Raw genomic sequence first — 24608 nt, 5'->3', positions numbered from 1 at the left:
GAGGCGGGCGAGGCCCAGGCCCTGGACAGGGGGCTGGCGCTGGCCACCTTCGGCGGGGTGGGCGCGGAAGGACTGCCCCGGTTCGACGCGTCCAGCGTGGACGCGCTGGCGGAACTGGTGGCTGGACGCGGCTTCGTGCTGCCGGGGTTGGACTGCGGGGCCTGCGGCCAGCAGGACTGTGCCGGGTTTGCCCGCATGGTTGTGGCCCATCAGGCGGTGCCGGGCGACTGTTGTTCCGTGGCTGGCCCGCTGTCGGTGACGGTGAACGGGCACGAACTGGGGCTGAATCCCTTCGTTGCCCGCATCGTTTCCGGTGCGCTGAAGGGTATGCTGGCGGAACTGAAGGGCTATTCGCCGGGGGCGGAAGTGGTCATCCGCCTTGCCGAGTAGGAATTGACGGAAAAGCATGCGCACACTCCTGTGAAGGGTAGTGGCCTTCATGCTCTAATGGTGTGCAATCGTTCGCTAAAAAAATCACAAAAACCTGTGGTGAAATGCTGGACTCCTGCCGGGAACTCGACTAAGCAGGAATTGTGTCTGGTTGGTTGCACAGTTTGGGCTTCGGCCGGACACTTGCCGCAGCGCCTGCCGCATCTGGCCGCGCGCCGGAGCGGGTGGCGCCACGGCGACCACGACATGGGAACTGCCGCCACGGCGATCCCCATGATGGAGAGACGAGAATACCCACGCCCCCTACGGCGGGCCGCCGCCCTGCCGGGGGCGATTTGAGAGACGAGAACAACGGGGCCAGTGCTCCCGGCCCCGCCGATCATGCCTGTTCGGTTCTCCCTCTTGCCCTGCGGGGCCAGGGACGCCCACACCCCTGGCCCCACCCTCTCCTCCTTGCCGTCTCCTGCGTGAGCGGCACGAATTTCACATCGCCTGCCTCCACACGGCGAATCCGCCCTTGCGCGGCCCGGTGAGTCGGCAGTCCCGGACCGATACGCGACAGGCGGTGCGCGTCCGCCGCTTCCCGGTTCCGCCCCGGCGGAACAGGCGAGACGACGCAGGACAGGCCCGGTGCCCAGTGCACCGGGCCTGTTGCCTTTTCAGCTCTCCGGGTACGGGCACGGCGCGCGTCCGGTACGCGTCCGGCGGACGTCAGGGGGGCGCACGTCAGGAGGGCGGACGTCAGGGGGGCGGACGGCAAGGGGGGTGCACGGCAGGGGGGCGGACGGCAAGGCATTCGCCCCTGCCGCACCCATCGGCAGGACGGAAACGGGGCGGACACACATGTGCCCGCCCCGTGGTGCGTCCGCGAATGTGGCGTGTGGCAGCGGTCAGCGCTTGCCGCCGTCCATTTGCTGGATGATCGACCGCAGTCGCTGGGCCATCATGGCCAGGGCGCGCACGGCCTCGCTGGCCGCCTCCATGCCCCGTGCCGATTCTGTGGCCACGTCGTTGACCTCGGTGACGGCCCGGCTGATCTGGTCCGACGCGGCGGACTGTTCTTCGCTGGCAGCGGCGATGGACTGCACCTGCCCGGCGGTGTTGTCCGCGAACTGCACGATGCGACGCAGCGCCCCGCCGGATTCGTCGGCAAGGCCGGTGGCGTCGGCCACGGCCTGGGTGGCCGTGTCCATGTTGTTCACGTTGCGCTGGGCCGCCGTCTGGATGGCCGAGATGCGCGCCTCCACTTCCTTGGTGGCGTTGGTGGTCTTTTCGGCCAGTTTGCGCACCTCGTCGGCCACAACGGCAAAGCCGCGCCCGGCGTCACCGGCCCGGGCCGCCTCAATGGCGGCGTTCAGCGCCAGCAGGTTGGTCTGGTCGGCTATTTCGTTGATGACGTTGATGACCTCGCCGATGGATTCGGCGTCGCGCCCCAGCGACTGCATGTCGGCGCGCAGGCGGGTGGCTATTTCATGCACGCGCGAGATGGACTGTCCGGCGTTTTCCACCACCTGCGCCCCCTTCTGGGCTTCTTCGCGGGTGGACCTGGAGGCGTCGGCGGCCAGAGTGGCGTTGCGGGCGATCTCCATGACCGTGGCGTTCATCTGGTCCATGGCGGTGGCCGTCTCGGCCATGCGGGCGCGCTGCACCTCGGCCCCGGCGGATACCTGCTGGGTCTGGGCGGCCAGTTCCTGCGAGGCGTCGGTAAGGTCGCCCACGATGGCGGCGGCCTCTGCGGCCACGCGGCGCATGGTTTCCACCAGCGCATTCACTTCCTGTTCGCGCGCGGTGGCCGCCTGCATGGCGGCGCGGGCCTGCTCTGCCTGATTGCGGGCCTCGTCGCCCTTGGCGGAGCAATCGTGCAGCGTTTCCTTCAGCCTGCCGACCATGGCCGTCAGGTCGTCGCGCAGCAGGCCGAACTCGCCCGCCATGCTGCCGCTGGCCGTGGCGTCCAGCCTGCCTGCCGCCACCTCGCGCGAGAAGGCCTGCAACGCGGCCAGCGACCGGGTGATGCCCGAAATCACGGCCAGCACGAACAGGGTGATCAGCACGCCCATGCCTGCCTCGATGACCGTGTTCACCGTATTGACCAGGTCCGAGATTTCATCGGCCTTTTCTTCATAGGCCTTGCGGATGTCGGCCAGCGCCGGTTCCACGGCCCGCCCGGCCTGGATCATGGCGTCGGTTTCGGTCACCGTGCGGAACACTTCGTCCAGCGAGGCGTTGTAGCGGGACAGGGTCGAGCGCCCCTTGTCGCACATGGCGGCATTGCCGGGGTCCGCCGCGGCGATGCGTTGCAGCAGCGAGTCCACGGCGCCGATGTGCTTGCGGGTCTTGTCAGCCCACTGCTGTTCCTTGCGCATGAGAAAGTTCTTTTCCTGGCGGCGGGCCTGCAGCAATTCCGTGTTGGCGTCCACGGCCAGGGCGCGCAGCTCCAGCGCCCGTTCAACCTTGGCCGAGCCCACCCAGCTGGCGGCCACGATGGCGCCAAGGGCCACGAGAACGGAGACGAGCAGCAGATACAGTCTGGTCTTGATCCCCATGAAGATGCTCCTCTTTGGGAAACGGCGACGGCGACGACACGGTCCCCTGCGGTGTGCGCTGGCGGTACGCCGGTTCAGGGTCAGGGAATCAGCAAGCTTCGTTCCATAATTCACATGGTGATTTTCATGTGTTATCTCAGTGTATTGATCTGTTTGTCAGGGCGCGTTCTTGCGCCAGTCCGGGGAATGGGATAGTGCTGTGAAAAATTTTGCAACGTTTTGCATCGCACTTGGTGCATGCCGTTGCACGATGCGGCGAACGGACCGTGCGCGGGCAGGGGAAAGGAATGGCCGAAGGGACGACACAGGGCATGACCGCGGCGCTGGGGCCGCTGCTGCAGGGGCTGTTCGATCAGTCGGTGGCGGCGCGGACCCTGCTGGACCGCATCCCCTTGCCGCTGGCGCTGGTTTCCGCCGAGCGGCGGGTGGTGTTCCTGAACCAGGCGGCCTGCGCCCTCACGGCCATGTCGCCCGAGCGAGCCCGGAACCTGCCGTGCCGCTACGTGTTTAGATGCAGCCTGTGCACCGGAGGCTGCCCGCTGGACGTGGTGGACAAATCGCCCACGGCTGCCGTGGCCCCCGTGGCGCGCGAGGCGGACATCGTCAACGCCGACCGGGCGCGCATTCCCGTGCGGGTGACCTGTGGCGCGCTGACCGCCCCCGACGGCAGCCGCGTGGGCTACTTCGAGACGCTGGAGGACCTGCGCCTGTTCCGTCCGGCAGAGGCCCGGCCAGAGTGGCCGCAGGGCTTTGGCGACATGCTGGGGCACAGCGCCGAGATGGAGCGGGTGTTCCGGTTGCTGCCGGGCATTGCCCAGACGGATTCCTCGGTGCTGGTCACCGGTGAGACGGGCACCGGCAAGGATCTGCTGGCCGAGGCCCTGCACAATGCCTCCAACCGGGCCAAGGGGCCGTTCGTCAAGGTGAACTGCGGCGCCCTGCCGGAAAGCCTGCTGGAATCGGAACTGTTCGGCCACCAGAAGGGCGCCTTTACCGGGGCGTCGGAAAACAAGCCTGGCCGCTTCCGGCTGGCCCACAACGGCACGCTGTTCCTCACCGAGGTGGGTGACCTGCCCCTGCCATTGCAGGTCAAACTGCTGACCTTCCTGGACGACAAGATCATCCATCCGCTGGGCTCCACACGCGGGGTGCACGTGGATGTGCGCATCGTGGCCGCCACCCACCGCGACCTGCGGCGCATGGTGCGCGAGGGGCGCTTTCGCGAGGATCTGCTGTACCGCCTGAACGTGGTGCGCTTTCACCTGCCGCCCCTGCGCGAACGCGGCGACGACATTGCCCTGTTTCTGGCGCACTACCTCAAGGTGTATGCGGGCCTGTTCGGCAAGCGGCTGGCCGGGTTTTCCCCGGCGGCGGAGCGGGTGCTGCTGCAGCACGCCTACCCCGGCAACGTGCGGGAATTGCGCAACATCGTGGAGTACTGCGTCAACGTGTGCCAGGACACCCATGTGGATGTGCCGCATCTGCCCCGTTACCTGCTGGAAGAGACCGGAGAGGCCGAGGCTTCCGGTGGGGGCGTCCACGCGCCTGCCGGCCTGCGGGCGGGGCAGGGGATGCGGGGAGAAGGCGCGCAGGCCCTGGGTGGCGGTGCCCACGGAAGGGCGGGCGGCCCTGATCCGGCGGGCACGGAATGGGCTGCAACCGGTATGGCCGTGGCGGGTTCCGGTGCTGTTGGCAAGGGGCATTCTGGTCAGGGCGTACCCCCCGTCGGCGCGCCCCGTGGCGATGCCACATGGGCCGAGGCGGAGCGTCGCCTGATCATGGAGGCGCTGCTGCGGGCGCGCGGACGGCGCGGCGCGGCGGCTGCGGAGTTGGGTTGGGCGCGAACCACACTGTGGCGCAAGATGCGCCAGTACGGGCTGGATCAATGAGCGGCAGCGACAACGGCATGGTGACGTCCAGGGCGGGCAGGCCCGGTGGCGGCTCGCGCGGCAATGTGCTGGTGGCCCTGCATCGCGACGCGGTGGCGCCCCGTTTCGACAGGGCCACCGAGGCGTGGCTAGGCCGTATCGACAGCGAAGGCGGGCTGGCGCGTTCGCGTACCATGGTGCTTGCCAACGCCTCTGCGGAAGAGTTGTGCCGGATCATCCTGATGGAAAACGTCACCGTGGTGGTCTGCTGCGGCATAGAGCAGGAATTTTACGACTACCTCACCTGGAAGCGCATCACCGTGCTGGATGGAGTGGTGGGGGGGCGTGATGCGGTCATCGGGGCGCTGCTGGCCGGCACCCTGAAGGCCGATGCGATGGTGGGCGGGGTGTAGCGGCCTGTGCCCCGCCGTGTCCCGGCGCCGGGACACGGCGGGGGCAAGGCGGAGTGTCCGCAGTGATCGTTTCCACCCTGTCTGTTTGTCTGCCTGGCCTGTCTCTTCCTTCCTTCCTTCCTTCCTTCCTTTCTCACCGGACTGCATTCGGCGTTGCTTTGCGGCGGGCGTCAGCAGTGCGCACCCGGCAGCGTCCCGGCCATGCAGCAGTTTGTCCGTTTCAAAACCCTTCGCAAGGATCCGTTGCGCATGATGCAAAATGTTGCATTATGATGTGCGGGGCGTGAACCGTTGCGCCCCATGATCACCTTTTGGCAGTCGGTGACACTGGACAGCTTCGGCAACATGCCGCAATCATGCGGTAAACAATGCTGGAACGGACATTGCTATCAATTTCACGAGGTATTGTCGCCAGCGGGAGTGTTTGCTGCTTTCTGGAGTCATGCCCCGCCCGGTGCGCGTAACGTTTCGGCTGGCCCGGGCCCGGCAGGGCTGAACGGGGCGCTCCCGACCTCGTACCACGGAGGGGGCTTGGCGCGGCACGGGTCGTAGCGGCAACGATCAACACATCAACTGCTTAACAAGGCAAAGGCCGGTGCACCATGTGGATGACCTCGGTACTGGTGTTCGATACCGATACGTCCTTCGCCCGGCATGTGGCCGAACTGCTGGGCAGCGGCGGCAGCGCCTGCGTGGTGGCGGCCGAACCGGACGATGCCCGCCGCCTGCTGGCCACCGGCGGTTTCAGCGTGCTCCTGTTCGGTTGCGCCGAAGGGCCTCCCTGCCCCTTGGGACTGTTGGATTCGGCGCGACGCCTGGCCCCGCACATGGGAGTGATCCTGATGGTCCGCCCGGACCAGGTGCGGCTGTCCATCCAGTGCATGAAGCGAGGCGTTGACGATGACGTCCTGATCCCTTTCGACATGGATTCCATGTTGCGCAAGGTGGCCTCGGTGGCGCAACGCCGCCGCCTGGCCTCACCCGCTCCGGCAAGGTGAAGGTTTGCCGGGACATGGTGGTGCGTTGCTGTCATGGCCGGACGCATATGCACCGGCATGGTGTGGTGTGCCGTCCGGGTGCCGGTGCGTTGCCGCAGGGATGCCACTGCGGCGTACAAGGGTATAGGCTCGCAAATGGCGACGGGCGATCCTGTTCTCTTGCATTTGCTTGCGTCTGCCAAACCTGCGGCGTAGGGTGTGACGCCCCGCATCGCCATGCAGCACAGGAGAACGCAACGAAATATGAACCCTCGTGTACTTGCGGACCTTAGGAAGTTTCTGAAAATTGCCGATCATACCTCCGGTCGGTTGCGGCTCAAGGTGGACCTCGCCGTCCTGCGGCACCCGGCCGCAACGCAGTTGCGCGCCCTGACGCCGGAAACCTGGCCAGGGCTGCGCGGGACGCGGTTTGACGTGTTCACCTCCACGCTCACGCTGGACTACGATCCGGCGGTGTTGCCGGGGGAGCTGTTCGAAGACCTGCTGGCAACGCCCGACGATGAGCGGGCAGTGCAGCTTGCGGCCAGGTTGTGCGGCACCACGCCGGCCTGACGGTTACGTTATAATCATGTCGCGGATGCCGGGGCATGACTAGGCTGGTCAGGCAGCATGGTGCAGCCTGACAGAACGGGGTTGGTTGGATTGCAACGGGCCGGATGGGGCCGCGCGTGTTCCGACGCATCTCCGGAAGCGTCCGTCGGAGCATCCTCGGGGGTGCATCGACGGGACGCGCCCGGCAGGGGGGGCGCGCGGTGGAGCCAGAGGCCCCGGCCAGACGACAGCAGGGAGGGGTGGTGCGGCCAGCCTGCGTTGTCGTGACGTCAACGTTCCGGACGGGAGAAACACATGACGCTCGCCAAAAAGCTGATTCTGGGTTTCGGCCTTGTGCTCGTACTGCTGGTCGCCATGGGGGGCATTTCGTACAAGGCCCTGTCGGATGCCACGTTCGGCTTTACGGACTATCGGCGCACGGCGCGCGGCTCGCTGATGAGCGGAGGCATCATGTCGAGCATGCTCCAGATGCGCCTGGGCGTGCTCAACTACATGAACACCTCGTCCGAGGCCGCGTTGCGCACCTATGAGGACGCCAGGGCGGAACTGGCCAAGGGACTGGACGCTGCCGACAAGTCCATCAGGAATCCCGACCGTCGCAAACATCTGGCCACGGTGACCGATGCCCTCGCCCAATACACCGAGGGCGTGGTGGAGCTGCGCAAGAACGACCTGGCGCGCCATGCCGAAATCACCGCCCTGAACACCCTGGGGCCGCAACGCATGCAGGCCCTTGCGCAGTTGGCGGAAGCAGCCCAGCGCGAAGGTGATGTGGTGGGCGCCGCCCGGGCCGAGGCGGTGATGCGGGCCATGCTGGAACTGCGGGTGACCGTGGTGAAGATGATGGCCGACACCGACGTCAAGTGGCTGGAGCAGGCCAAGCAGGACGCGATGCTGGTGGGCGAGGCCTTCAACCGCCTGGTCGCCGACGTGCGCAATCCCACGTTGCGTGACCGGGCGCGCGAACTGTACCAGCAGCGCACCGACTATTTTTCGGCCTTTGAGCGCATGTCCGCCGCGGCCCTGAAGCGCGACGCGGTGTACAACGAACGCCTGGCCAAGCTTGGCCCGGCCATCGCCCAGGCCTGCGACGCCATCCAGAGCAGCTACGAGGCGGAGCAGGGCGAGATCGGGCCGAGAGTGCAGGCATCCAACGAGCAGGCCCAGTTGCTGACCGGGGGCATTGCCTTGGTCGCAGTGGTGGCGGGCGTGGTCATTGCGTGGCTGCTGATCCGGGTGGTCATGGCCCAGTTGGGGGCGGACCCCGCCGCCCTGGCCGCCATCACCCGGCGCATCGCCGCGGGCGACCTGGACGTGTCGTTCGACGCGGGCAGCGGCAAGCTGCGCGGTGTGTACGCCGACATGAAAGACATGACGGACGGCCTTGTCTCGGTGATCACCGAGGTGCGCTCCGGTGCCGAAAACGTGGCCTCCGGCAGCGAAGAACTTTCCGCCTCGGCGGAAACCCTGTCCCAGGGGGCCACCGAGCAGGCCGCCGCCATTGAAGAAATATCCTCGTCCATGGAAGAAATGGCGGCCAACATCCGCCAGAACATGGAAAACGCCCGCCAGACGGAAACCATCGCCATGCAGGCCGCCACCGACGCGGAAGGCGGCGGCAAGGCCGTGGGAGACACCGTGGGCGCCATGCGCGAGATAGCGGCCAAGATTTCCATCATCGAGGAAATCGCCCGCCAGACCAACCTGCTGGCCCTGAATGCGGCCATCGAGGCTGCCCGCGCCGGCGAACACGGCAAGGGGTTTGCCGTGGTGGCGGCGGAGGTGCGCAAGCTGGCGGAACGCAGCGGACAGGCCGCCGCCGAGATCAGCGAACTGTCGTCCTCCAGCGTGGCCGTGGCCGAGCACGCGGGTGACATGCTGACCAAGATGGTGCCGGGCATCCGCCGCACCGCCGAACTGGTGCAGGAGATCGCCGCCGCCAGCAACGAGCAGAACGTGGGCGCGGAACAGGTCAACAAGGCCATTGCCCAGCTTGACCAAGTCATCCAGCAGAATGCCTCCGCCTCGGAAGAAATGGCGTCCACGTCCGAAGAACTGTCCAGCCAGGCCGAGCAGTTGCAGGCCACCGTCTCGCGCTTCCGCGTGGCGGCGCTGGACGACGGCATGGTGCGCGCACCGCGCCGGGCGCAGCCCAAGGCGGCGTCCCGCGCCATTGCGGGCCAGGCCCCTCGCAAGGCGGTGCCCGGCAAGGGCGGCAACATCGCGCTGGACATGGATGCCGATGCGGATGACAGCGAGTTCGAGCGCTTCTAGCATTGGTCAGCTTCGGGAGGCAGCATGTACGAGACCAGCCAGTATCTGACCTTCACCCTTGGCGAAGAGGTGTTCGCGCTGGACATCGGCACCGTGCGCGAGGTGCTTGAACTGACCGCCATCACGCGCATACCCCGCACGCCGGAGTTCATGCGCGGGGTCATCAACCTGCGCGGGCGCGCCGTGCCCGTGCTTGAGTTGCGCCGCAAGTTCGGCATGGAGCCGACGACCGATACCGTGAACACCTGCATCATCATCGTCGAGGCCGCACTTGAAGGCGAGGCCGCCGTCATCGGCACGCTGGTGGATTCGGTGCGCGAGGTCATCGAGATTCCGTCCGATGCCATAGAGCCCGCCCCGCGCATGGGCACCGCCGTGCGGCAGGATTTCATCAAGGGCATGGGCCACCGCAACGACGGCTTCGTGATCATTCTGGATGGCAACCGCATCTTCTCGGTGGAGGAACTGGCCGCCACCGGGGCCGCCATCGGCAACGTGCCCCTGGCGGGCGACGGCGGCATGCCCGCCGCCGTCATGGCTGGCGGCGAAGGCACACCCGCGTAGCACGCGGAAGCGCCGCGTACGCAACACGCACAACGGGCCGGACGCATGCGTCCGGCCCGTTTTAGCCCCGTGCCGCCGGACCTTGCATCACCCCGGTGTTCCGGGTAGCCTTGCGGATATTGACCGTTGCCCGCTGCGCTTTCCTGCGTTGCGGGCCCGGCCCGCAACAGGCGGCATGACGCCGCAGGAGTCCGCAACCGGTGAGCGCCCCAGACGCCCCAGACGCCACGCAATCAGCCCCCACCGACGCCGCATCCCGCACCGGACGCGCCCGTGCACGCACGGTCGAATGCGCGCCCGGCAGGGCCGTTGTTCCTGGCACGGGCGACCCTGACCTTGCCGAAGCCCCGGTGTGCCAGCAACACTGCGAGCACGCCGATGTCATTGCGCGGGTGCGCGCCCGCATGGCCCCCGACGAGGACATGGCCGAACTGGCCGCCACCTTCCGGCTGCTCGGCGACCGTACCAGGGTGCGCATTCTCGAGGCGCTGGCTGGTGACGAGTTGTGCGTGTGCGACCTTGCCGCCGTGGTGGGGCACAGCCAGTCTGCCGTTTCGCACCAGTTGCGCCTGCTGCGCGCGGCCAAGCTGGTGCGGGTGCGCCGCGACGGCAAGAACGCCTTCTACTCCCTGGACGACGACCACGTGCGGCACCTGTTTCGCCAGGCGCTGGACCACGTGCAGGAAAGCCGCTGACCGGCGGCGCAAGGAGCAGCCCATGTCCCGACAGTTCCGGGCGTCTCACACGTCTGGCTCATCTGGCCCCTCTGGCCCCCGGCCCATGGCCGTCCGCATGCGCGGGATTGCCCTGCGGGTGGCGGCCAGCCTTGCGTTGTGCTGTGGCCTTGCCGCGCTGCCCGTGCCCACGCAGTACCCGGCCCAATCGCTCCAGTCCGCCCCATGGGGCCAGCCAGTCCAATCGGTCCTGCCCGGCCAGTCCGCCCGACCGGGGTTGTCCGTCCTGTCCCTTCTGCCCGGCGAGGCCCGCGCGGAAATGACCGTGGGCCAGACCATCTACGTGCCGGTGTATTCCTCTGTGGTGTACGGCAACCGAGGCCGCACCCTGAACATCACCACCATGCTCTCGGTGCGCAACACCGACCAGCGGGTGCCCATCACCCTCATGGAAGTGCGCTATGTGGACGAGCACGGCAAGACGGTGCGCAGCTACCTGGACGGGCCGCGCCAGTTGCCGCCGCTGGGTTCCGCCCAGTTCGTGGTGGAGGAATCGGACACCCAAGGCGGTTCCGGCCCCGCGTTCATCGTGGTGTGGCGCGCTGCGGCGCAGGTTTCGCAGCCCCTGGCCCAGGGGGTGATGATCGGTACCGTGTCGTCGCAGGGCATTTCGTTCATTACGGAGGGGAAAGTCATCGGCGGCGTGAAATAGCGGGCGTCGCAAGGGGCTTTTTGCTTCTGGCTTACCGACCCGAAGGGCGCGGAGCGTGCCCGTTGGGCGAGTCTGCGAGCCTTACGGGCATCGAGCGCAGAGCGGGAAAAACGGTTTTTCATTCCGGTCACGTACCAAAGAGTACGCGTTGCTGTCGCCATCCGTAACATTCGCGCTGCGCGCTCATGTAACGGCTGCCGCGCTCCCTCCATGAAAAATCGTTTTTCCTTGCCAGAGAACAAAAATCCCTCTTGCGACGCGGCGGTACTCTTTCGCGCTTTTGTACCTGGAACAGAAACTGTGTATTGGGGTAACGCGCGGTCTTTCGGGCCGCGCGTTTTTATTGTCTGCCCATGGCGCTTGCCCGGCGGGATTGCCCGACGGGTGGACTTGCCCGCCGGGCCACATCCGGCGCGGATTTTCGTTGACAGGGGGGGCACGTTCGGGTGAATTGGTTCAACCAGTGAGTGGTTGTACCAATTCGGCAACCCGTCACGCATCCCACTGCCAGGAGGGCCGTTGCGTGAAAGCGCAGATGACCCCCGCCTTCAAGCCCGCGCGCCGCATCCGCCTGCACGAGGAAATCGTGGGGCAGATCCGTGATCTCATCGAGAAGGGCGAGCTGAAATCCGGCGACAAGCTGCCCCCCGAACGCCGCCTGGCCGAACTGTTCGGGGTGTCGCGCCATTGCGTGCGCGAGGCCATCCGCTCGCTGGAGCAGCAGCGCATCGTCACCAGCCGCCTTGGCGACGGCACCTACGTGCTGGACGACTCGGAGGAAACGCTCGTCGAGCCGCTGGCCGCCATCATCGAGCAGCGCCGCGCCAAACTGCGCGAGGTTCTGGAATTCCGCCGCCTGCTGGAACCGCAAATCGCCGCGCTGGCCGCGGCCCACGTCAGCGACGGCGACCTCGCGGCCCTGCGCCGCGCCCTGGATGCCCAGATCGCCGAGATCGGCGGTGGCAACACCGGGTCCGACGCCGACGTGGAATTCCACATGATCATCGCCCGCGCCACCCGCAACACGGTGGTGCAGGAAGTGCTGACCCGCCTGCACGACATCCTTGCCGACAGCCGCGATTTTACCTTGCAGACCGAAGACCGCCGCCAGTGGGCCGTTGCGACCCACGCCAACATTCTTGCCGCCATGGAGGCGCGCGACCCCCAGGCGGCCTTTCGCGCCATGCACGAACATATTCTGCACGTCGAGGAAATAGCCCTCGAATGGTCGGGGGAATGACCCCCATGGGCAACCACGCATGACTACGCAGGCGGCTAGACCACTCACCGCGCGCCCCGGCGCATCCGGCACCGCCGGAATGCCCGGAGCGCCCCACGCCAACGACGCCCAGGGCGATCCGCGTCCGGTGCGGGCACGGCCCGCGCCGCCCATGTTCGCCTGGCAACGGAGGGACATGATGAAGGAAGTTCGCGACAAGGCACGCCAACTGATGAAGGGCTACTGTCGGGTCTGCCCGGTGTGCAACGGCAAGGCCTGCTCGGGCGAGGTGCCCGGCATGGGCGGCCTGGGCACCGGCGCAACGTTCGGCGCCAACCTCGACGCCCTGGCTGCCGTGCGCCTGAACATGCGCCTGGTGCACGACGTGAAGGAGCCCGATACCTCCGCCACCGTGTGCGGCATTGCCCTGGACATGCCCGTGCTGGCCGCGCCCATCGGCGGCGTGTCCTTCAACATGGGCGGCGGCGTGAGCGAGGAAGACTACGCGGCTGCCGTGGTGGGCGGTTGCGCCGAGCGCGGCATCATCGGTTGCACCGGCGACGGCGTGCCCCCGTTCATCATCGATGCGGGTTTTGCGGCCATCACCGGCGCGGGCGGACGGGGCATCCCGTTCATCAAGCCGTGGGACGGCGCGGAACTGGACGAAAAGCTGGACCGCGCGCTGGAACTGGGCTGCCCGGCCATGGGCATGGACATCGACGCGGCGGGCCTTGTCACCCTGCGCAAGATGGGCCGCCCCGTGGGCCCCAAGACCCCGGCGGAACTTTCGCGCATCGTGGCCAAGGTCAAGGCCAGGGGCATGGCGTTCATCCTCAAGGGCATCATGACCACCATCGACGCCAGCCTGGCCGTCGAGGTGGGCGCTGACGGCATCGTTGTGTCCAACCACGGGGGCCGCGTGCTCGACCATGCCCCCGGCACCGCCGAGGTGCTGCCCGAAATCGCCGACGCGGTGAAGGGGCGCATCGCCATCCTGGCCGACGGCGGGGTGCGCGACGGCGTGGACGTGTTCAAGATGCTGGCCCTCGGCGCCGATGCCGTGATGCTGGGCCGCCCCTTCTCCATCGCCGCCGTGGGCGGCCTGAAGGATGGGGTGACCATGCTGGTGGACAGCATCAAGGGCCAGCTGGTGCAGGCCATGGTGCTGACCGGCAGCGCCAACGTGGCGTCCATAGGCCGCCACGCCTTGCGCATGTAGTTGCAAATGGTCTTTTCGCCTGCTGGCGTTGTCAATCTTCGCCTGCCACAGCGTTGCTGTCCTTGTCCGTAAGGTTCGCAAGCTCACCTAACGGCTAAGGCTCGGTCGAATACGATAAGGGCGCGATGCGGTCGCCATCCGTAATGCTTGAAGGCTCGCAGAACGGCTGCCGCGTACTCCCCCATGGCAGGCACGTTTTCCGCGCCAGCAAACGAGAATCCCCAGTTGCAATCCTGACGGATATCCGGTCCGGCGGCTGCCAGCACAGGTTGCCGCCGGGCCGTCAACCCCGGTGCCCGGCGGTACGCCGCGCGCCATGGCCGGAACCACGCGGGCCGCTCACTGCCCGCAACGCGGAGAGGCATTCATGATTCTGACCCTCGCGCTCTACCTTGTCGTCGGCGCCATCGCGGGCATCCTGGCCGGGCTGCTCGGCGTGGGCGGCGGGCTGGTCATCGTGCCCATGCTCAACTTCGCCTTCGCGTTGCAGGACATTCCGGGCGACTACTTGCAGCATCTGGCGCTAGGCACGTCCATGGCCAGCATCATGTTCACCTCCATCTCCAGCTTCCGGGCGCACCACAAGCGCGGGGCGGTGCTGTGGAACGTGGTGTGGCGCATCACCCCCGGCATCATCACCGGCACGCTTATCGGCACGTGGGTGGTGGCCCAGCTTTCCACCAATTTTCTCAAGGGGTTTTTCGTCTGCTTCCTGTACTGGGTGGCGGCGCAGATGCTGCTGAACCTCAAGCCCAAGGCCTCGCGCGAGTTGCCCGGCGCCATGGGCATGTTCGGCATGGGCAACGTCATCGGCGGGGTGTCCAGCCTCGTGGGCATCGGCGGCGGCACGCTGTCGGTGCCGTTCATGGCGTGGTGCAACGTGGCCATGCACACGGCCATCGGCACCTCCGCCGCCATCGGCTTTCCCATCGCGGTGTCCGGCACCGTGGGCTACATAGTTAACGGGCTGGCTACCCAGGGCCTGCCCGCGAACACCTTCGGATTCGTTTACCTCCCCGCCCTGGTCGGCATTGTCTGCGCCAGCGTGCTCACGGCCCCCCTTGGCGCCCGGCTGGCGCATAGCCTGCCGGTGACCAAGCTCAAGCGTATCTTCGCCGTGCTGCTCATCGTCATGGCAACGAAAATGCTGATAGGACTCTTGTAGACGTCTCTCTCTCCCACCGAAGGTCTTCTCACGCACGGCCCCCGGCGCCCCTACGCCGGGGGCTGCTGCGTTTGCGGCCCTTCGCCCGTCCACATCCGCGGCTTTGGCGCGGCGGGGGAGGCCTGACCGGCGAAGCAGGCAGGGCAGGGGGTTGCATTCGCCGGTCAGGGCATATAGAGGGGCTGGATGTCCACGCGTCTTTGCAAAACCTTACATTCGCCCCGCGATGTTACGCAGGGCGTATCCGGTGCGGTTTCCTGCGGGGCAGGCGGGCGCGGCGGGATACTGTCGATGCCTGCCCAGGCGAACCCTCTCTTGCGTGTGTCTCCACGGCATGTTCGGGGCGCCTTTCTGCTGGCCGCGTGCGCATTGGCCGCATGCCTGCTGCTGCCCGGTCCTGCGGTCCGCGCGGCGGGCAGTACCTTGGGGCAGGATGCCGACGCCGTGCAGCGGTTCATCCGTACCGGCGCGCAGCTTGCCGACGTCTATGGCGCAGACCCCGTGTGCAACCGCATCGACCGGGACATGGACAGTGTGCGGGGGGCGCGCCTGGGGTCCGAGGCGGCCATGAACCGGTTGCTGCTGGTGGAGAACGACCCCAAGCAGGAAATGCTGCGCAGTGCCTTCCGCCGGGCCAACGAATCCGCCTCGCGGCTGGAGCGTACCCTGGACGGCACCGGGGCCATATGCCGGCAGGGGGGTGATGCCCGCATCGATTCCACGGGCTTTCGCCTGCGCCTGGAAAACGAGGCGCTGTTCATGGCCGAGCATGGCCGCATGCTGTGCCGCACCCTGCGCACCGAAGTGCCCGGCCTGGTCTGGCCCGACTGTGACCGGCCCTGACCTTCTGGCCTGACGATCTTCTGGCCTGACGACCTTCTGGCCTGACGGCATCCAATCCTGACCCCGGGGCGCCGGGCATCCGTTCGCAGTGCGTCGCCGGCCTCCTTCCGCCTTCCCGCATCTTTTCGCATGCCCGGCGTGGCATTGCGGTCAGCCGATGGAGCACCGGGGGTATCTTTCGTCCGTGCTGGAGCGCGGACGCCTTTCATGCCGGGGGCGGCGGTCAGCGTGGCGTCACGATGCGGCAACATGCCGAACGGATTGCTGTTTGCTTCATGGCGTGCTGCACCGTTGATGGCGGCTTGTTGCTGCCCGCCGCATTTCGATCCGTCGCCGCCCTTGCCCGCGTGCTGCATCCGGGGTAGAGGCACGGCCAACGCGCCCCGGCTGCATGGCAGCATCGGTACGCGGTGATCCGGACCGAGTTGGGCGCGCCTGCCACATGGCGGGGCATGCCCCCGTTTTTTCATGTCGGCCGCGGTGCTCGGGCACCGGACCGGGCAGGGAGGTTTGCATGTCCACCCGCAAGGAACTGGCCTATTCCATTCGCTGGAACCTGCTGCTGCTCACCGTGGGCTCGGCGCTGTTCGCCCTTGGGGCGCAGGGCATCGTGGCCCGGCACGGGTTTCTGACCGGCGGCATCTACGGCATTGCGCTGCTTGCGTGGTACCACACCCATCTGCTGACGCCGGCGGCGTGGTACCTGCTGTGCAATATCCCGCTGTTCGTGCTGGGCTGGCTGCACGTGGGACGGCGGTTCCTGCTCTACAGCCTGTACGGCATGCTGGCCACTTCGCTGTTCGCGGAGGTGTTCCGGAACGTGGACCTTGGCGTGCACGACCAGTTGTACGCCGCCGTGGCCTCCGGGGTCATCTGCGGGGCGGGGGGCGGCATCATGCTGCGCTCGCTGGGGTCGGGCGGCGGGCTGGACGTGGCGGCCATCATCCTGCACAAGCGCCTCGGCCTCGGCATCGGGCGGTTCGGCTTCGGCTTCAACGCGGTGCTGTTTACCGCAAGCCTTGTCTCCATGCCCGTGGATACGGTGATCGCATCGCTGATCCAGGTGTTCATCGCGGCGGTGACGCTGGAGTACGTGCTGGCCCTGTTCAACCAGCGCAAGGTGGTGTTCGTCATTTCCGAGCACAGTCGGCGCATCGGGCACGACCTGGTTTCGGAACTGGGGCAGGGGGCCACCTTCCTGCAGGGGCGGGGCGGATATTCCGGCGACGACCGGGAAATCGTCATGACCGTGACCAACAACGTGCAGCTGAAGCGCATGGAGGAACTGGTGTTCACCGTGGACCCGGAGGCGTTGTTCATCGTGGAGAACACCTTCACCGTGCTCGGTGGTCAGTTTGCCCGCAGAAAGGTGTACTGACGCAGATAGTTGTGGCATATTCACCAATACGCGAGCGCCGTTTCGACATCGCCTTGGGGGAGGCTGCATGACCAACCTTGTATCGCAAACCCCGCCGGAGAGCCGTTGCCCGGCGCATTCCGGGCATCCCTTGCCCGCGTGCCGCCAGCGTGCGTGCAGCATGTCCGCACCACGTGTCGCGCTGCGGGCTGTCTGGCTGACCATGGCCGCCCTGTGCGTGCTGCTGGTTGCCGTCGTGCCGCACGCGCGGGCTCAGGATGACGCGCTAGCCGCGACTGCCCCCCCAGCCGCGGATTCTCCTGTTTCGGAACCCCCCGCTGGTGATCCGCCCGCCGATCCCTCGCCCGCCGCCCGTCCCGAGGCCGGTGTGCCGATGCTGCGCATTTCCGTGGACAACGGTCCGACGCACTTTCAGGTCAAGGCCCTGCGCCGCTTCGCGGAGGACGTCCGGCAGCGCCTGGCCGGGCGGCTGCGGGTGGAGGTCTACGACAGCGCCAGCCTGTACCGCGACCGGGACGTGTTGCAGGCCCTGAACCTTGGCCGGGTGGAAATGGCCCTGCCGGGTACATGGGTGTTGCATTCAATGGTGCCCGACTGCGGCGTGTTCATGCTGCCCGCCTTCTACGGCGCCCCCGCCCGCGCCAGCCTGGCCGTGGCCGACGGCCCGCCGGGGCGCATCATCGACTCGCGCATCGAACGCAACCTGCGCGTCACCGTGCTGGGCCGCTGGCTGGAACTGGGCCACGCCAACCTGTATCTGGTGGACCGCGCCGTGCGGCGGCACGAGGATCTTGCGGGCCTGCGCATCCGCGTGGCGGGCGGCCCGGCCAACGAGTTGCGCCTGGCCGCCATGGGCGCCCGCCCCCTGGTGGTGCCCTGGCCCGACCTGCCGCACTGGCTGCAAGGCGGCAACCTGGACGGGCTGATGACCACCCACGAGACGGCGGTGTCCGGCCAGTTGTGGCGCTACGGGGTGACCCACGTGTTCGAGGACCGCGCCTACTTCGCCATGTACGTGCCGCTGGTCAGCCGGACGTTCTGGGAGCGTCTGCCTGCGGATATGCGCGACGTGTTGCGAGATGCCTGGGATGACCACGTGGACGAGGCGCGCGCCCAGGCCGCCGAGGCCCAGGCCGAGGCCCGCGGGGCATTGCGCACCCGTGGGCTGGTGTTCGCCGTGCCCGACGATGCCGTGCTGCGCCGATGGCGCGAACGGCTGCGCCTTGGCGAGCGCGAGGTGGTGGATTTCGTGGGGGTGGACCCCGTGCTGTACGAAATCGCCAGGGCCGCGGCGTGGCAGGCGGAGCAGAGCCCGCCGAAGTAGGGCGGCTGCGGTTCCGGCCTGCCCTGGTTGATCAGGCATGGCGTGGGGCTGGGGGCACGCGGGCGCCATGCGCAGCGCCTATGGTCGTGCCGCCATCCCGCAAGCCGTGCACAGGTATGCCGGGCAGTGTCGTGTGCCAGTCATGCCCTGAAAGTCGCTTTTCGCTACGTTGCCAAGACACTTCAGGCCCCACAGGGAGGGTGCATGCATCCGTTTCGCTCGCCTTCTGTCAGCCCGGCGATCTCGTGTTGTCCGTTCGGCCTGCATCACGTGTCCCGCCCGCCCCGCTCCGCCGGCCTGTTCCGCATGGCGGCCCAGTCTCGGCCGTTCCTGCTGACGCTGCTGGCTGTGCTGGCGGTGCTGTGCCTGGGGCGACCTGTCCTGGCAGAAGAAATGACCATGCCCAGGCCCGCGTCGCAGCCCTGGGCAGAGGTGGAGGCTGCCGCGCGCGGCGCCACGGTGCGCTTTCACATGTACGGCGGCATGGCCACGGCCAACCGCTACGTGGACGGATTCGTGGCGCCGGAACTGGCGCGCCGCTACGGCATCACCCTGGTGCGCGTGCCCATGGACGCCCCGGTGTTCGTCAACCGGCTGCTGGCGGAAAAGTCGGCTGGCCGCGCCACGGGCAGCATGGACCTGTTGTGGATCAACGGCGAGAACTTCCGCAACGCCCGCCTGGGCGGCGTGCTGTGGGGGCCGTACGCCCCGGCCCTGCCCAACATGGCGCTGACCGACCCGGTGCAAGGCGCCACGGACTTCGGCTATCCCGTGGACGGCTATGAATCGCCCTACGGGCGCGCGCAACTGGTGTTGGAGTACGACACGGCCCGCACCCCCGAACCGCCGCGCACCATGGCCCAACTGGGCCAGTGGGTGAAGGCGCATCCGGGGCGGTTCACCTACCCCCAGCCGCCGGACTTCACCGGGTCGGCCTTCATCCGCCAGGCCTTCTACGCCCTCACCGGGGGGCATGAGCAGTACATGCGCCCCCTGGACAAGGACCTGCTGGGCCGCAAGGCGCCAACCCTGTGGGCGTGGCTGCGCGAGCTTGCCCCGCACCTGTGGCAGGCCGGGCGCGCCTATCCGCGCGATGCCGCCGCGCTGGACGCGCTGTTCGCACGGGGCGAGGTGGATTTTTCCGTCTCGTACCATCCGGCCCACGCCCAGGCACTGATCGATGACGGCACCTATCCGGCCACGGTGCGCACCGTGGCGCTGGACGACGGGTCCATCTTCAACACCCACTTCGTGGCCATACCCTTCAACGCGCCCAACAAGGCGGCGGCCATGGTGGCCGCCAACTTCCTGCTGTCGCCCGAGGCGCAGCTGGCCAAGATGGATCCGGCCTGGTGGGGCGACTTTCCGGCCATAGAGGTGGGGCGGCTGCCCGATGAATGGCGCGCGCGCTTCGCCACCGTGAAGATGGGCGAGGCCACCCTGCCTCCCGATACGCTGGCCAGACGTGCCGTGCCCGAGATTCCCGCCGACTGGCTGGAGGCTTTGGAGCGCGGCTGGGATGCCGAGGTGCTGCGCAAGTAGCCTGGCCGTTGCGGTTCCGGATTCGGGCCGGTGGCTGAAGTCATGATGCGTTGCGAGGGCCGCTTCCTGGGGGGCGGCCCTTTTGCGTGAGTACGCCGAGGCGGGATGGATGGGGTGCGCAGGGGCGGGCGTCCGGAAGGTGCGAAAAGGCAGTCCGACAGCGTGGGCGGCGTGCCGTGCCCGAAGCGCCGGGAGCGGGCGATGGCTGGCGGACTGATGCGCAAAGGCGACCGGTGATGACGGTGGGGGCAGGCGGGAACGGGTGCGCACAGGCGGGAGCAGGGGAGAACAGGGGAGAACAGGCGAGAACAGGCGAGCGCGGGCGCGATCAGGGCAACCCCGCGCGATCAGAAGAGGCTGGGGCCGGCGGGAATGCGGACCTAGCCGAGCCCGCCGTACTCGCGCGCATGCCAGGCGCGCAGTCCGCGCGGCTTGTCGCGCAGGTAGCCGGTCACCAGGTAGTCCAGCAGGTTGCGCGCCGCCTTGTCCGACAGCAGGAGCAGGGGGGTATCGGCTCCCTTCGCCTCAAGCAGCAGCAGGCTGGCGTCCTGGGTGCAGCAAAAGCGCCGACCGGGCCCGCGCGTGCGCAAGGCAAGGCACAGGTCGCACAGATCCTGCTCGCTCAGGGGCGAGAGGGAAGCAAGCCAGGACATGGCATCGGTAGTGGCGTTAGTATAATCGAGCATGATGTATCTTCAAACATATTGCTCGGCATGTGCTGCGTCAAGCATGTGCGGGCGCGCACCGCTGGCCCGCCGGGCAAAATATAAATGACTGGCGCGGGGCGCCCCTGCTAGACCAGTACCGGCGTCAGCGCCAGACGCGCACGGCGCCAAGTTCGCAGAATGGGGTTCGCAACGTGAAGCATGACATTGACGGCCTACTGGGTAACGTGGGCAAGGAACTGACGGGTCTTTCCGTATCGCTGGACGGCCTGGAACGCACGCCGGAGGGCGCGTACATCGTGCCTGCATCGGTGCTGCTGTCCATGGTTCATTCCGTGCAGCAGATACTTTCCCTGTGGAGGAAGGCCCACTCGACGTTCAGCATAGCCATGGCGTCGAGCGTCCTGTGCCGCGAAGAGGCGTTGAACACGTTGTTCGACGCCGCAGAGGACGGCACGGAACATTGATTCCGGGCGTCCATCCCACCAGCAACCACGCTTCGCAGTACGAAGCCCGCAACCGGCGCGCCTGAACTGGCCGGGCGTGCCATTGAAAGCCGCAAAGGGCGGGAGCATATGCTCCCGCCCTTTGCGGCTTGCCGCCACGCCGGAACCAGCGCCCTCGACTGTCGCCGGTCAGCTTCTGCGGCGGTGCGCCGTTGCCCCGTCGCCTTGCATGATGGCCCCGCAGTAACGGAGAAGGGCGGAAGCTTGCGCTCCCGCCCTTTCGTGAACAATGGGCCGTATGGACTACACGCAGCCGGTGGGCTTGGGCAGGCCGGCCATCTTGCAGGCGCCCTTGCCGGGGCCGGAGGGGAACAGTTCGTAGATCTCCTTCAGCTTGAAGCCGGTGTTCTTGGAGAGGATACGAACCATCGGGGCGATGCCGTTCTTCTTGTAGTAGTCCTGCAGGAAGTCGATGATCTTCTGGTGATCGGGGGTGATGTCCGCGATACCTTCGGATTCCTTCACGAATTCAACCCACTCGGTGCTCCAGTCATCAAAGCGAAGAAGGAAGCCGTCTTCATCGACTTCGAAGCTCTTGCCCTTGTAAGTGACTTCAGCCATGCGTGTCCTCCTTGGACAGGTTCTTGGCAGTGAAAGGGATGCACGACAAACGCCTGACCTTCGCATCGTGCGGCGATGCGCCGGCCGATGATAAGCAGCGATCCGCTGCCTCTATCCGAATGATGGTCGTCCCAAGGCAGATGCTGCCCGCTGGATAAACCGCAGCCACCCGGCGTGTCAACGAGGACCTCTGGCGGACCTTCGCTGCTCAACCCGCAACGCGCTCCCGAAGGGGGGGCAGTCACAGGTGTCGGAGAACCGAATCGCGCGGATTTTTCCGGGTTCCAGACATGCGGACGAGGCACAAGATGCCACAATGTCACGAAAAATTCAAGGCGGGCGGGGGTGTTTTTTCGGCAAGCATTACAGCCCCCTACGGGTGAGCGTGTAAACAGTTGCTCACCAGCCGCAACGAACCCGGCAGAATGGGCGCGATACGGGCCGTATGGGGTGTGCTATGGGCGGGCAGGGGAAGTGATGCATGCAGTAATGCAACGCCGCTTCCCCAGTGGCAGGTGCACTGTAGTGGGTTGCCGGAACTGTGTCAATGCATGTGAAAAAATGCACTATCCATGGGCGGTCACAACATGCCGCATACAGTGAGGGTGTTGTACGGTGAGCCGGGAATGAAGGTGTCGGTCATTTTTCATATCAGTCTGAAATGGCGGTTGTTTTTGTTTTTCTGGCGGTTGCTTGCCCGATTGATTGTGACGATATTCACAATTCGGGTGCCGGGGCGGACCGGGGCGGACCGGGGCGGACCGGGGCGGTCCGGGGCGGCGCGAGACACGGCCTGGCGTTCGGGAGGGGGGATGTTCCTTTTGCTCGGCATCTTCGTTCGGCACCCCGCCGGAGGGGCCGTCTTGCGCATTTTCCCGTCCGGCAAGCGCGTGCCCACGGCCATGCCCCTGCCAACCTTGACAGCCCCCACCCCCGTTGTTACCCGTTTGTGCTACTGCAAGAACTGCATCCTCATGATGCCGGAGCCTTCATGCCCAGCCTCGGACAGCGCGAAACCCAGGTGCTCGCCACCATCATCGAAAGCTACATCGCATCGGCCTCGCCCGTGGGGTCTCGCGCCGTGGCCGAGCATTCCGGCTTGCACCTTTCCCCGGCCAGCATGCGCGCCACCATGTCCGACCTGACCGAACTCGGCTACCTGGAACAGCCGCATACGTCCGCAGGCAGGGTGCCCACGGCGCGCGCGTTCCGGCTGTACGTCGACAGCCTGCTGCGACCGTTGCCGCTGCGCAGCGCCGAGCGGGATGCCATAGCCGACGAACTTTCACGGCAGGAACTGGAGATTTCCGGCATCCTGCGCCGTGCCGCCAACCTGTTGTCGGGTCATGCCCGGCAACTGGGCATGGTGGTGGCCCCCAGCGAGGACGAGGCCCGCTGGCGCAGCATCGAATTCGCCCCTGCCGCCGAAGGGCTGGTGCTGGCAGTGCTGATGCTGGAAGGCGGCCTGGTGCGCACCCGCACCGTGCGCGTGGACGAGCGTTACGGGCAGGACGAACTGGTGCGCTTCGGCAATTACCTCAACGAGCATTTCCGGGGCCTGTCCCTGTCCGAGGCGCGCGACCGCATCGGACACGAACTGGCCCGCGCGGGATCGCGGCTGGAGGAAATGTGCGTGCGCGCCCTGGCCCTGTCACGGCGCGCCGTCGAACACGTGGGCGACGACCGCGAACTCATCGTCAACGGCACGCTGAACATGCTGGACCACGCTGAATTCACCGACGTGGGCCGCATGCGCGACCTGCTGGCCGCCATCGAGGAACGCTCGCGCCTGCTGGAACTGCTGGACCGCACCCTGTCAGAACGCGACGTGCGCATTACCTTCTGTCAGGACGTGGCCGACGGCGCGCCCGACGGGTTGCGCGGGTGCAGCGTGATCAGCGCGGCCTACGGCGGCGACACGCCGCGCGGCGTGGTCAGCGTGGTGGGTCCGCTGCGCATGGACTACGCCAAGATCGTTCCCGTGGTGCAGTGCGTTTCGCGGGCGCTTACCGAACTGTTTCGCGAACGGTTTGCCGCCGCGCCTTGCCGGTTGCCATAATCCCGGCCATTTTTCGGTCATTTTCCGATACATGCGACCCGCCCCGGCGGGATATTTCAACGACGACGTCACGCTTCAGGATTTCAAGGAGATTCAGGAACATGCCCCCCAGCAATGTGTTCAAGGACAATGTGGAAATCAGCCCCGAGGCAGAGGCCCTGCGTACCGAGGGCGATGCCCCCTCGCGGAACAAGGCCGCCGGTTCGGGTGCCGTCGTGGCGATTGACGACGACTGCCTGCGCGAGCAGTGCGCCGCCCGACTGTGTCCGGAATGTCCCGAACGGGCCGAGGCCGACGAGCAGCGTCTGCGGGCCCTGGCGGAAATGGACAACTTCAAGAAGCGGTTGCAGCGCGAAAAGGACGATCAGGTGCGCTACGCCGCCGAGGTGGTGCTGGCGGACCTGCTGCCCACCCTGGACAATCTGGACCTGGCCCTGCAATACGGGCGCGGCAACGCGGCCTGCAAGGACATGCTGATCGGCGTGGAAATGACCCAGAAGCTGCTGCTGGACGCGCTGAAGCGCCACGGGCTGGAACCCGTGGGCGAGGCGGGCGAACCGTTCAGCCCGGAAATCCACGAGGCCATCGGGGCCGAAGTGCGCTCCGACCTGCCGGAAAACACCGTGTGCGTGCTGATGCAGCGCGGCTACCGGCTGAAGGATCGCCTGCTGCGGCCCGCCAAGGTCACGGTAAGCCGTCCAGAATAGGCGCTTGAATAATAAAGGTCACGCAATGCGGACATCAGGCGGCACGTCCCCCGGCGGGGCGTGCCGCCTTCGCGTTGCAGCCGGAAGGACTCCGGAAACGGGCCGTGGGGCTGCCGGGCATCTGTCCGGTGAATGGTCCGGGCGTGCCCCGTAGGTTTGCCATGAAGCCCGACATCATTTGCGCTTCACCCGGCTTCGCAGTATGGGGGGCCGCATGAGTACACACCGTTCCCCCTGCCTTGATGCGGGCGGGCTGCTGCGCGTTGCCGGGGGCGGCGTGCTGATCAGCTTTTCCGCCGTGTTCGTGAAGCTGGTGCACGTGGGGCCCAGCCAGTCGGCCTTCTACCGCATGTTCTTCGGCGGTCTGGCCCTGCTGTGCGTGGCGCTGGCCCGGCGCGAGCGGCTGCGCGCGCGGCCCGGCGTGTGGGCGGT

The 24608-nt window shown here is 67.0% G+C and carries 22 protein-coding genes and 1 pseudogene; 20 read left to right on the top strand and 3 right to left on the bottom strand.

Going from position 1 to position 24608, the window contains the following annotated elements; translation table 11 throughout:
• A partial coding sequence (locus tag FVW20_RS04990; RefSeq protein ID WP_307831357.1) for a (Fe-S)-binding protein occupies positions 1-390 on the top strand: 390 nt, incomplete at its 5' end.
• A gap of 890 nt (positions 391-1280) precedes the next feature.
• Here FVW20_RS04990 and FVW20_RS04985 read toward each other — a convergent pair.
• Complete coding sequence (locus tag FVW20_RS04985) at positions 1281-2933, bottom strand: methyl-accepting chemotaxis protein (RefSeq protein ID WP_196608548.1); 1653 nt, start codon at positions 2931-2933, stop codon at positions 1281-1283.
• 287 nt (positions 2934-3220) lie between these two features.
• Between FVW20_RS04985 and FVW20_RS04980 the strand changes: the two genes are divergently transcribed.
• From FVW20_RS04980 to FVW20_RS04910, 15 genes are all read left to right on the top strand, one after another.
• Complete coding sequence (locus FVW20_RS04980) at positions 3221-4822, top strand: sigma-54 interaction domain-containing protein (RefSeq protein ID WP_196608547.1); 1602 nt, start codon at positions 3221-3223, stop codon at positions 4820-4822.
• Positions 4819-5214, top strand: a complete 396-nt coding sequence (locus tag FVW20_RS04975; RefSeq protein WP_196608546.1) for a dinitrogenase iron-molybdenum cofactor biosynthesis protein — start codon at positions 4819-4821, stop codon at positions 5212-5214. Before FVW20_RS04980 ends, FVW20_RS04975 begins: the two co-directional genes overlap by 4 nt.
• Positions 5215-5822: 608 nt before the next feature.
• Positions 5823-6212: a DNA-binding transcriptional response regulator gene (locus tag FVW20_RS04970; protein ID WP_231038878.1), complete on the top strand. Its 390-nt coding sequence runs from the start codon at positions 5823-5825 to the stop codon at positions 6210-6212.
• A gap of 243 nt (positions 6213-6455) precedes the next feature.
• Complete coding sequence (locus FVW20_RS04965) at positions 6456-6764, top strand: hypothetical protein (RefSeq protein WP_196608544.1); 309 nt, start codon at positions 6456-6458, stop codon at positions 6762-6764.
• Positions 6765-7058: 294 nt separating this feature from the next.
• Positions 7059-9038 (top strand): HAMP domain-containing methyl-accepting chemotaxis protein, encoded by a 1980-nt coding sequence (locus FVW20_RS04960; protein ID WP_196608543.1) that lies wholly within the window; start codon positions 7059-7061, stop codon positions 9036-9038.
• A 24-nt stretch (positions 9039-9062) separates the two neighbouring features.
• A complete protein-coding gene (locus FVW20_RS04955) occupies positions 9063-9602 on the top strand; it encodes a chemotaxis protein CheW (protein WP_196608542.1) in 540 nt (179 codons plus the stop codon).
• Positions 9603-9802: 200 nt separating this feature from the next.
• Positions 9803-10297, top strand: a complete 495-nt coding sequence (locus tag FVW20_RS20115; RefSeq protein WP_372434966.1) for an ArsR/SmtB family transcription factor — start codon at positions 9803-9805, stop codon at positions 10295-10297.
• 22 nt (positions 10298-10319) lie between these two features.
• Positions 10320-10988, top strand: a complete 669-nt coding sequence (locus tag FVW20_RS04945; RefSeq protein WP_231038877.1) for a DUF3124 domain-containing protein — start codon at positions 10320-10322, stop codon at positions 10986-10988.
• 523 nt (positions 10989-11511) lie between these two features.
• Positions 11512-12228, top strand: coding sequence for a FadR/GntR family transcriptional regulator (locus FVW20_RS04940; protein ID WP_196608541.1), 717 nt, complete (start codon positions 11512-11514; stop codon positions 12226-12228).
• Positions 12229-12406: 178 nt separating this feature from the next.
• Positions 12407-13426 carry an alpha-hydroxy-acid oxidizing protein gene (locus FVW20_RS04935; RefSeq protein ID WP_196608551.1) on the top strand — a complete coding sequence of 340 codons (1020 nt, stop codon included), beginning with the start codon at positions 12407-12409 and terminating at the stop codon, positions 13424-13426.
• A 367-nt stretch (positions 13427-13793) separates the two neighbouring features.
• Entirely contained in the window at positions 13794-14591 is a 798-nt protein-coding gene (locus tag FVW20_RS04930; protein WP_196608540.1) for a sulfite exporter TauE/SafE family protein, read from the top strand.
• 444 nt (positions 14592-15035) lie between these two features.
• The gene (locus tag FVW20_RS19630; protein WP_231038876.1) at positions 15036-15434 is read left to right on the top strand and encodes a hypothetical protein; all 399 of its coding nucleotides are present in this window, start codon (positions 15036-15038) and stop codon (positions 15432-15434) included.
• 514 nt (positions 15435-15948) lie between these two features.
• On the top strand, positions 15949-16812 hold the full coding sequence (locus FVW20_RS04920) for a YitT family protein (RefSeq protein ID WP_196608538.1): 864 nt from the start codon (positions 15949-15951) through the stop codon (positions 16810-16812).
• 67 nt (positions 16813-16879) lie between these two features.
• Positions 16880-18136: a TRAP transporter substrate-binding protein DctP gene (dctP, locus tag FVW20_RS04915; RefSeq protein ID WP_231038875.1), complete on the top strand. Its 1257-nt coding sequence runs from the start codon at positions 16880-16882 to the stop codon at positions 18134-18136.
• A 204-nt stretch (positions 18137-18340) separates the two neighbouring features.
• Positions 18341-19678: an ABC transporter substrate-binding protein gene (locus tag FVW20_RS04910; RefSeq protein WP_196608537.1), complete on the top strand. Its 1338-nt coding sequence runs from the start codon at positions 18341-18343 to the stop codon at positions 19676-19678.
• 380 nt (positions 19679-20058) lie between these two features.
• On the opposite strand, the gene FVW20_RS04905 is transcribed toward FVW20_RS04910, so the two are convergent.
• A complete protein-coding gene (locus tag FVW20_RS04905; RefSeq protein WP_196608536.1) occupies positions 20059-20364 on the bottom strand; it encodes a hypothetical protein in 306 nt (101 codons plus the stop codon).
• 173 nt (positions 20365-20537) lie between these two features.
• On the opposite strand from FVW20_RS04905, the gene FVW20_RS04900 reads away from it, so the two are divergent.
• Positions 20538-20810, top strand: a complete 273-nt coding sequence (locus FVW20_RS04900) for a hypothetical protein (protein WP_012612337.1) — start codon at positions 20538-20540, stop codon at positions 20808-20810.
• A gap of 282 nt (positions 20811-21092) precedes the next feature.
• Here the strand turns inward: FVW20_RS04900 and FVW20_RS04895 are convergent, their stop codons facing one another.
• Positions 21093-21410, bottom strand: coding sequence for a TusE/DsrC/DsvC family sulfur relay protein (locus FVW20_RS04895; RefSeq protein ID WP_007523442.1), 318 nt, complete (start codon positions 21408-21410; stop codon positions 21093-21095).
• Positions 21411-22401: 991 nt separating this feature from the next.
• Here FVW20_RS04895 and hrcA point away from each other — a divergent pair.
• The 3 genes and pseudogenes from hrcA to FVW20_RS04880 form a co-directional block, all read left to right on the top strand.
• The gene (hrcA, locus tag FVW20_RS04890; protein WP_196608535.1) at positions 22402-23469 is read left to right on the top strand and encodes a heat-inducible transcriptional repressor HrcA; all 1068 of its coding nucleotides are present in this window, start codon (positions 22402-22404) and stop codon (positions 23467-23469) included.
• Positions 23470-23570: 101 nt separating this feature from the next.
• Positions 23571-24176 carry a nucleotide exchange factor GrpE gene (locus FVW20_RS04885; protein WP_196608534.1) on the top strand — a complete coding sequence of 202 codons (606 nt, stop codon included), beginning with the start codon at positions 23571-23573 and terminating at the stop codon, positions 24174-24176.
• 214 nt (positions 24177-24390) lie between these two features.
• Positions 24391-24608 (top strand): annotated as a pseudogene (locus FVW20_RS04880) (DMT family transporter); the annotation flags it as partial.

This window comes from Nitratidesulfovibrio oxamicus (genome assembly GCF_015731765.1).
GTDB lineage: Bacteria > Desulfobacterota > Desulfovibrionia > Desulfovibrionales > Desulfovibrionaceae > Cupidesulfovibrio > Cupidesulfovibrio oxamicus.
The sequence above is the reverse complement of the archived record's forward strand: the minus strand, read 5'-3'. Positions and strand labels throughout refer to the sequence as shown.

Excerpts from the sequence above, each read along its gene's own strand:
- FVW20_RS04985 (WP_196608548.1), bottom strand. The coding sequence starts at position 2,933 with ATGGGGATCAAGACCAGACTGTATCTGCTGCTCGTCTCCGTTCTCGTG.
- FVW20_RS04980 (WP_196608547.1), top strand. The coding sequence starts at position 3,221 with ATGGCCGAAGGGACGACACAGGGCATGACCGCGGCGCTGGGGCCGCTG.
- FVW20_RS04975 (WP_196608546.1), top strand. The coding sequence starts at position 4,819 with ATGAGCGGCAGCGACAACGGCATGGTGACGTCCAGGGCGGGCAGGCCC.
- FVW20_RS04970 (WP_231038878.1), top strand. The coding sequence starts at position 5,823 with ATGACCTCGGTACTGGTGTTCGATACCGATACGTCCTTCGCCCGGCAT.
- FVW20_RS04965 (WP_196608544.1), top strand. The coding sequence starts at position 6,456 with ATGAACCCTCGTGTACTTGCGGACCTTAGGAAGTTTCTGAAAATTGCC.
- FVW20_RS04960 (WP_196608543.1), top strand. The coding sequence starts at position 7,059 with ATGACGCTCGCCAAAAAGCTGATTCTGGGTTTCGGCCTTGTGCTCGTA.
- FVW20_RS04955 (WP_196608542.1), top strand. The coding sequence starts at position 9,063 with ATGTACGAGACCAGCCAGTATCTGACCTTCACCCTTGGCGAAGAGGTG.
- FVW20_RS04945 (WP_231038877.1), top strand. The coding sequence starts at position 10,320 with ATGTCCCGACAGTTCCGGGCGTCTCACACGTCTGGCTCATCTGGCCCC.
- FVW20_RS04935 (WP_196608551.1), top strand. The coding sequence starts at position 12,407 with ATGAAGGAAGTTCGCGACAAGGCACGCCAACTGATGAAGGGCTACTGT.
- FVW20_RS04930 (WP_196608540.1), top strand. The coding sequence starts at position 13,794 with ATGATTCTGACCCTCGCGCTCTACCTTGTCGTCGGCGCCATCGCGGGC.
- FVW20_RS04920 (WP_196608538.1), top strand. The coding sequence starts at position 15,949 with ATGTCCACCCGCAAGGAACTGGCCTATTCCATTCGCTGGAACCTGCTG.
- dctP (WP_231038875.1), top strand. The coding sequence starts at position 16,880 with ATGACCAACCTTGTATCGCAAACCCCGCCGGAGAGCCGTTGCCCGGCG.
- FVW20_RS04910 (WP_196608537.1), top strand. The coding sequence starts at position 18,341 with ATGCATCCGTTTCGCTCGCCTTCTGTCAGCCCGGCGATCTCGTGTTGT.
- FVW20_RS04905 (WP_196608536.1), bottom strand. The coding sequence starts at position 20,364 with ATGCTCGATTATACTAACGCCACTACCGATGCCATGTCCTGGCTTGCT.
- FVW20_RS04895 (WP_007523442.1), bottom strand. The coding sequence starts at position 21,410 with ATGGCTGAAGTCACTTACAAGGGCAAGAGCTTCGAAGTCGATGAAGAC.
- hrcA (WP_196608535.1), top strand. The coding sequence starts at position 22,402 with ATGCCCAGCCTCGGACAGCGCGAAACCCAGGTGCTCGCCACCATCATC.
- FVW20_RS04885 (WP_196608534.1), top strand. The coding sequence starts at position 23,571 with ATGCCCCCCAGCAATGTGTTCAAGGACAATGTGGAAATCAGCCCCGAG.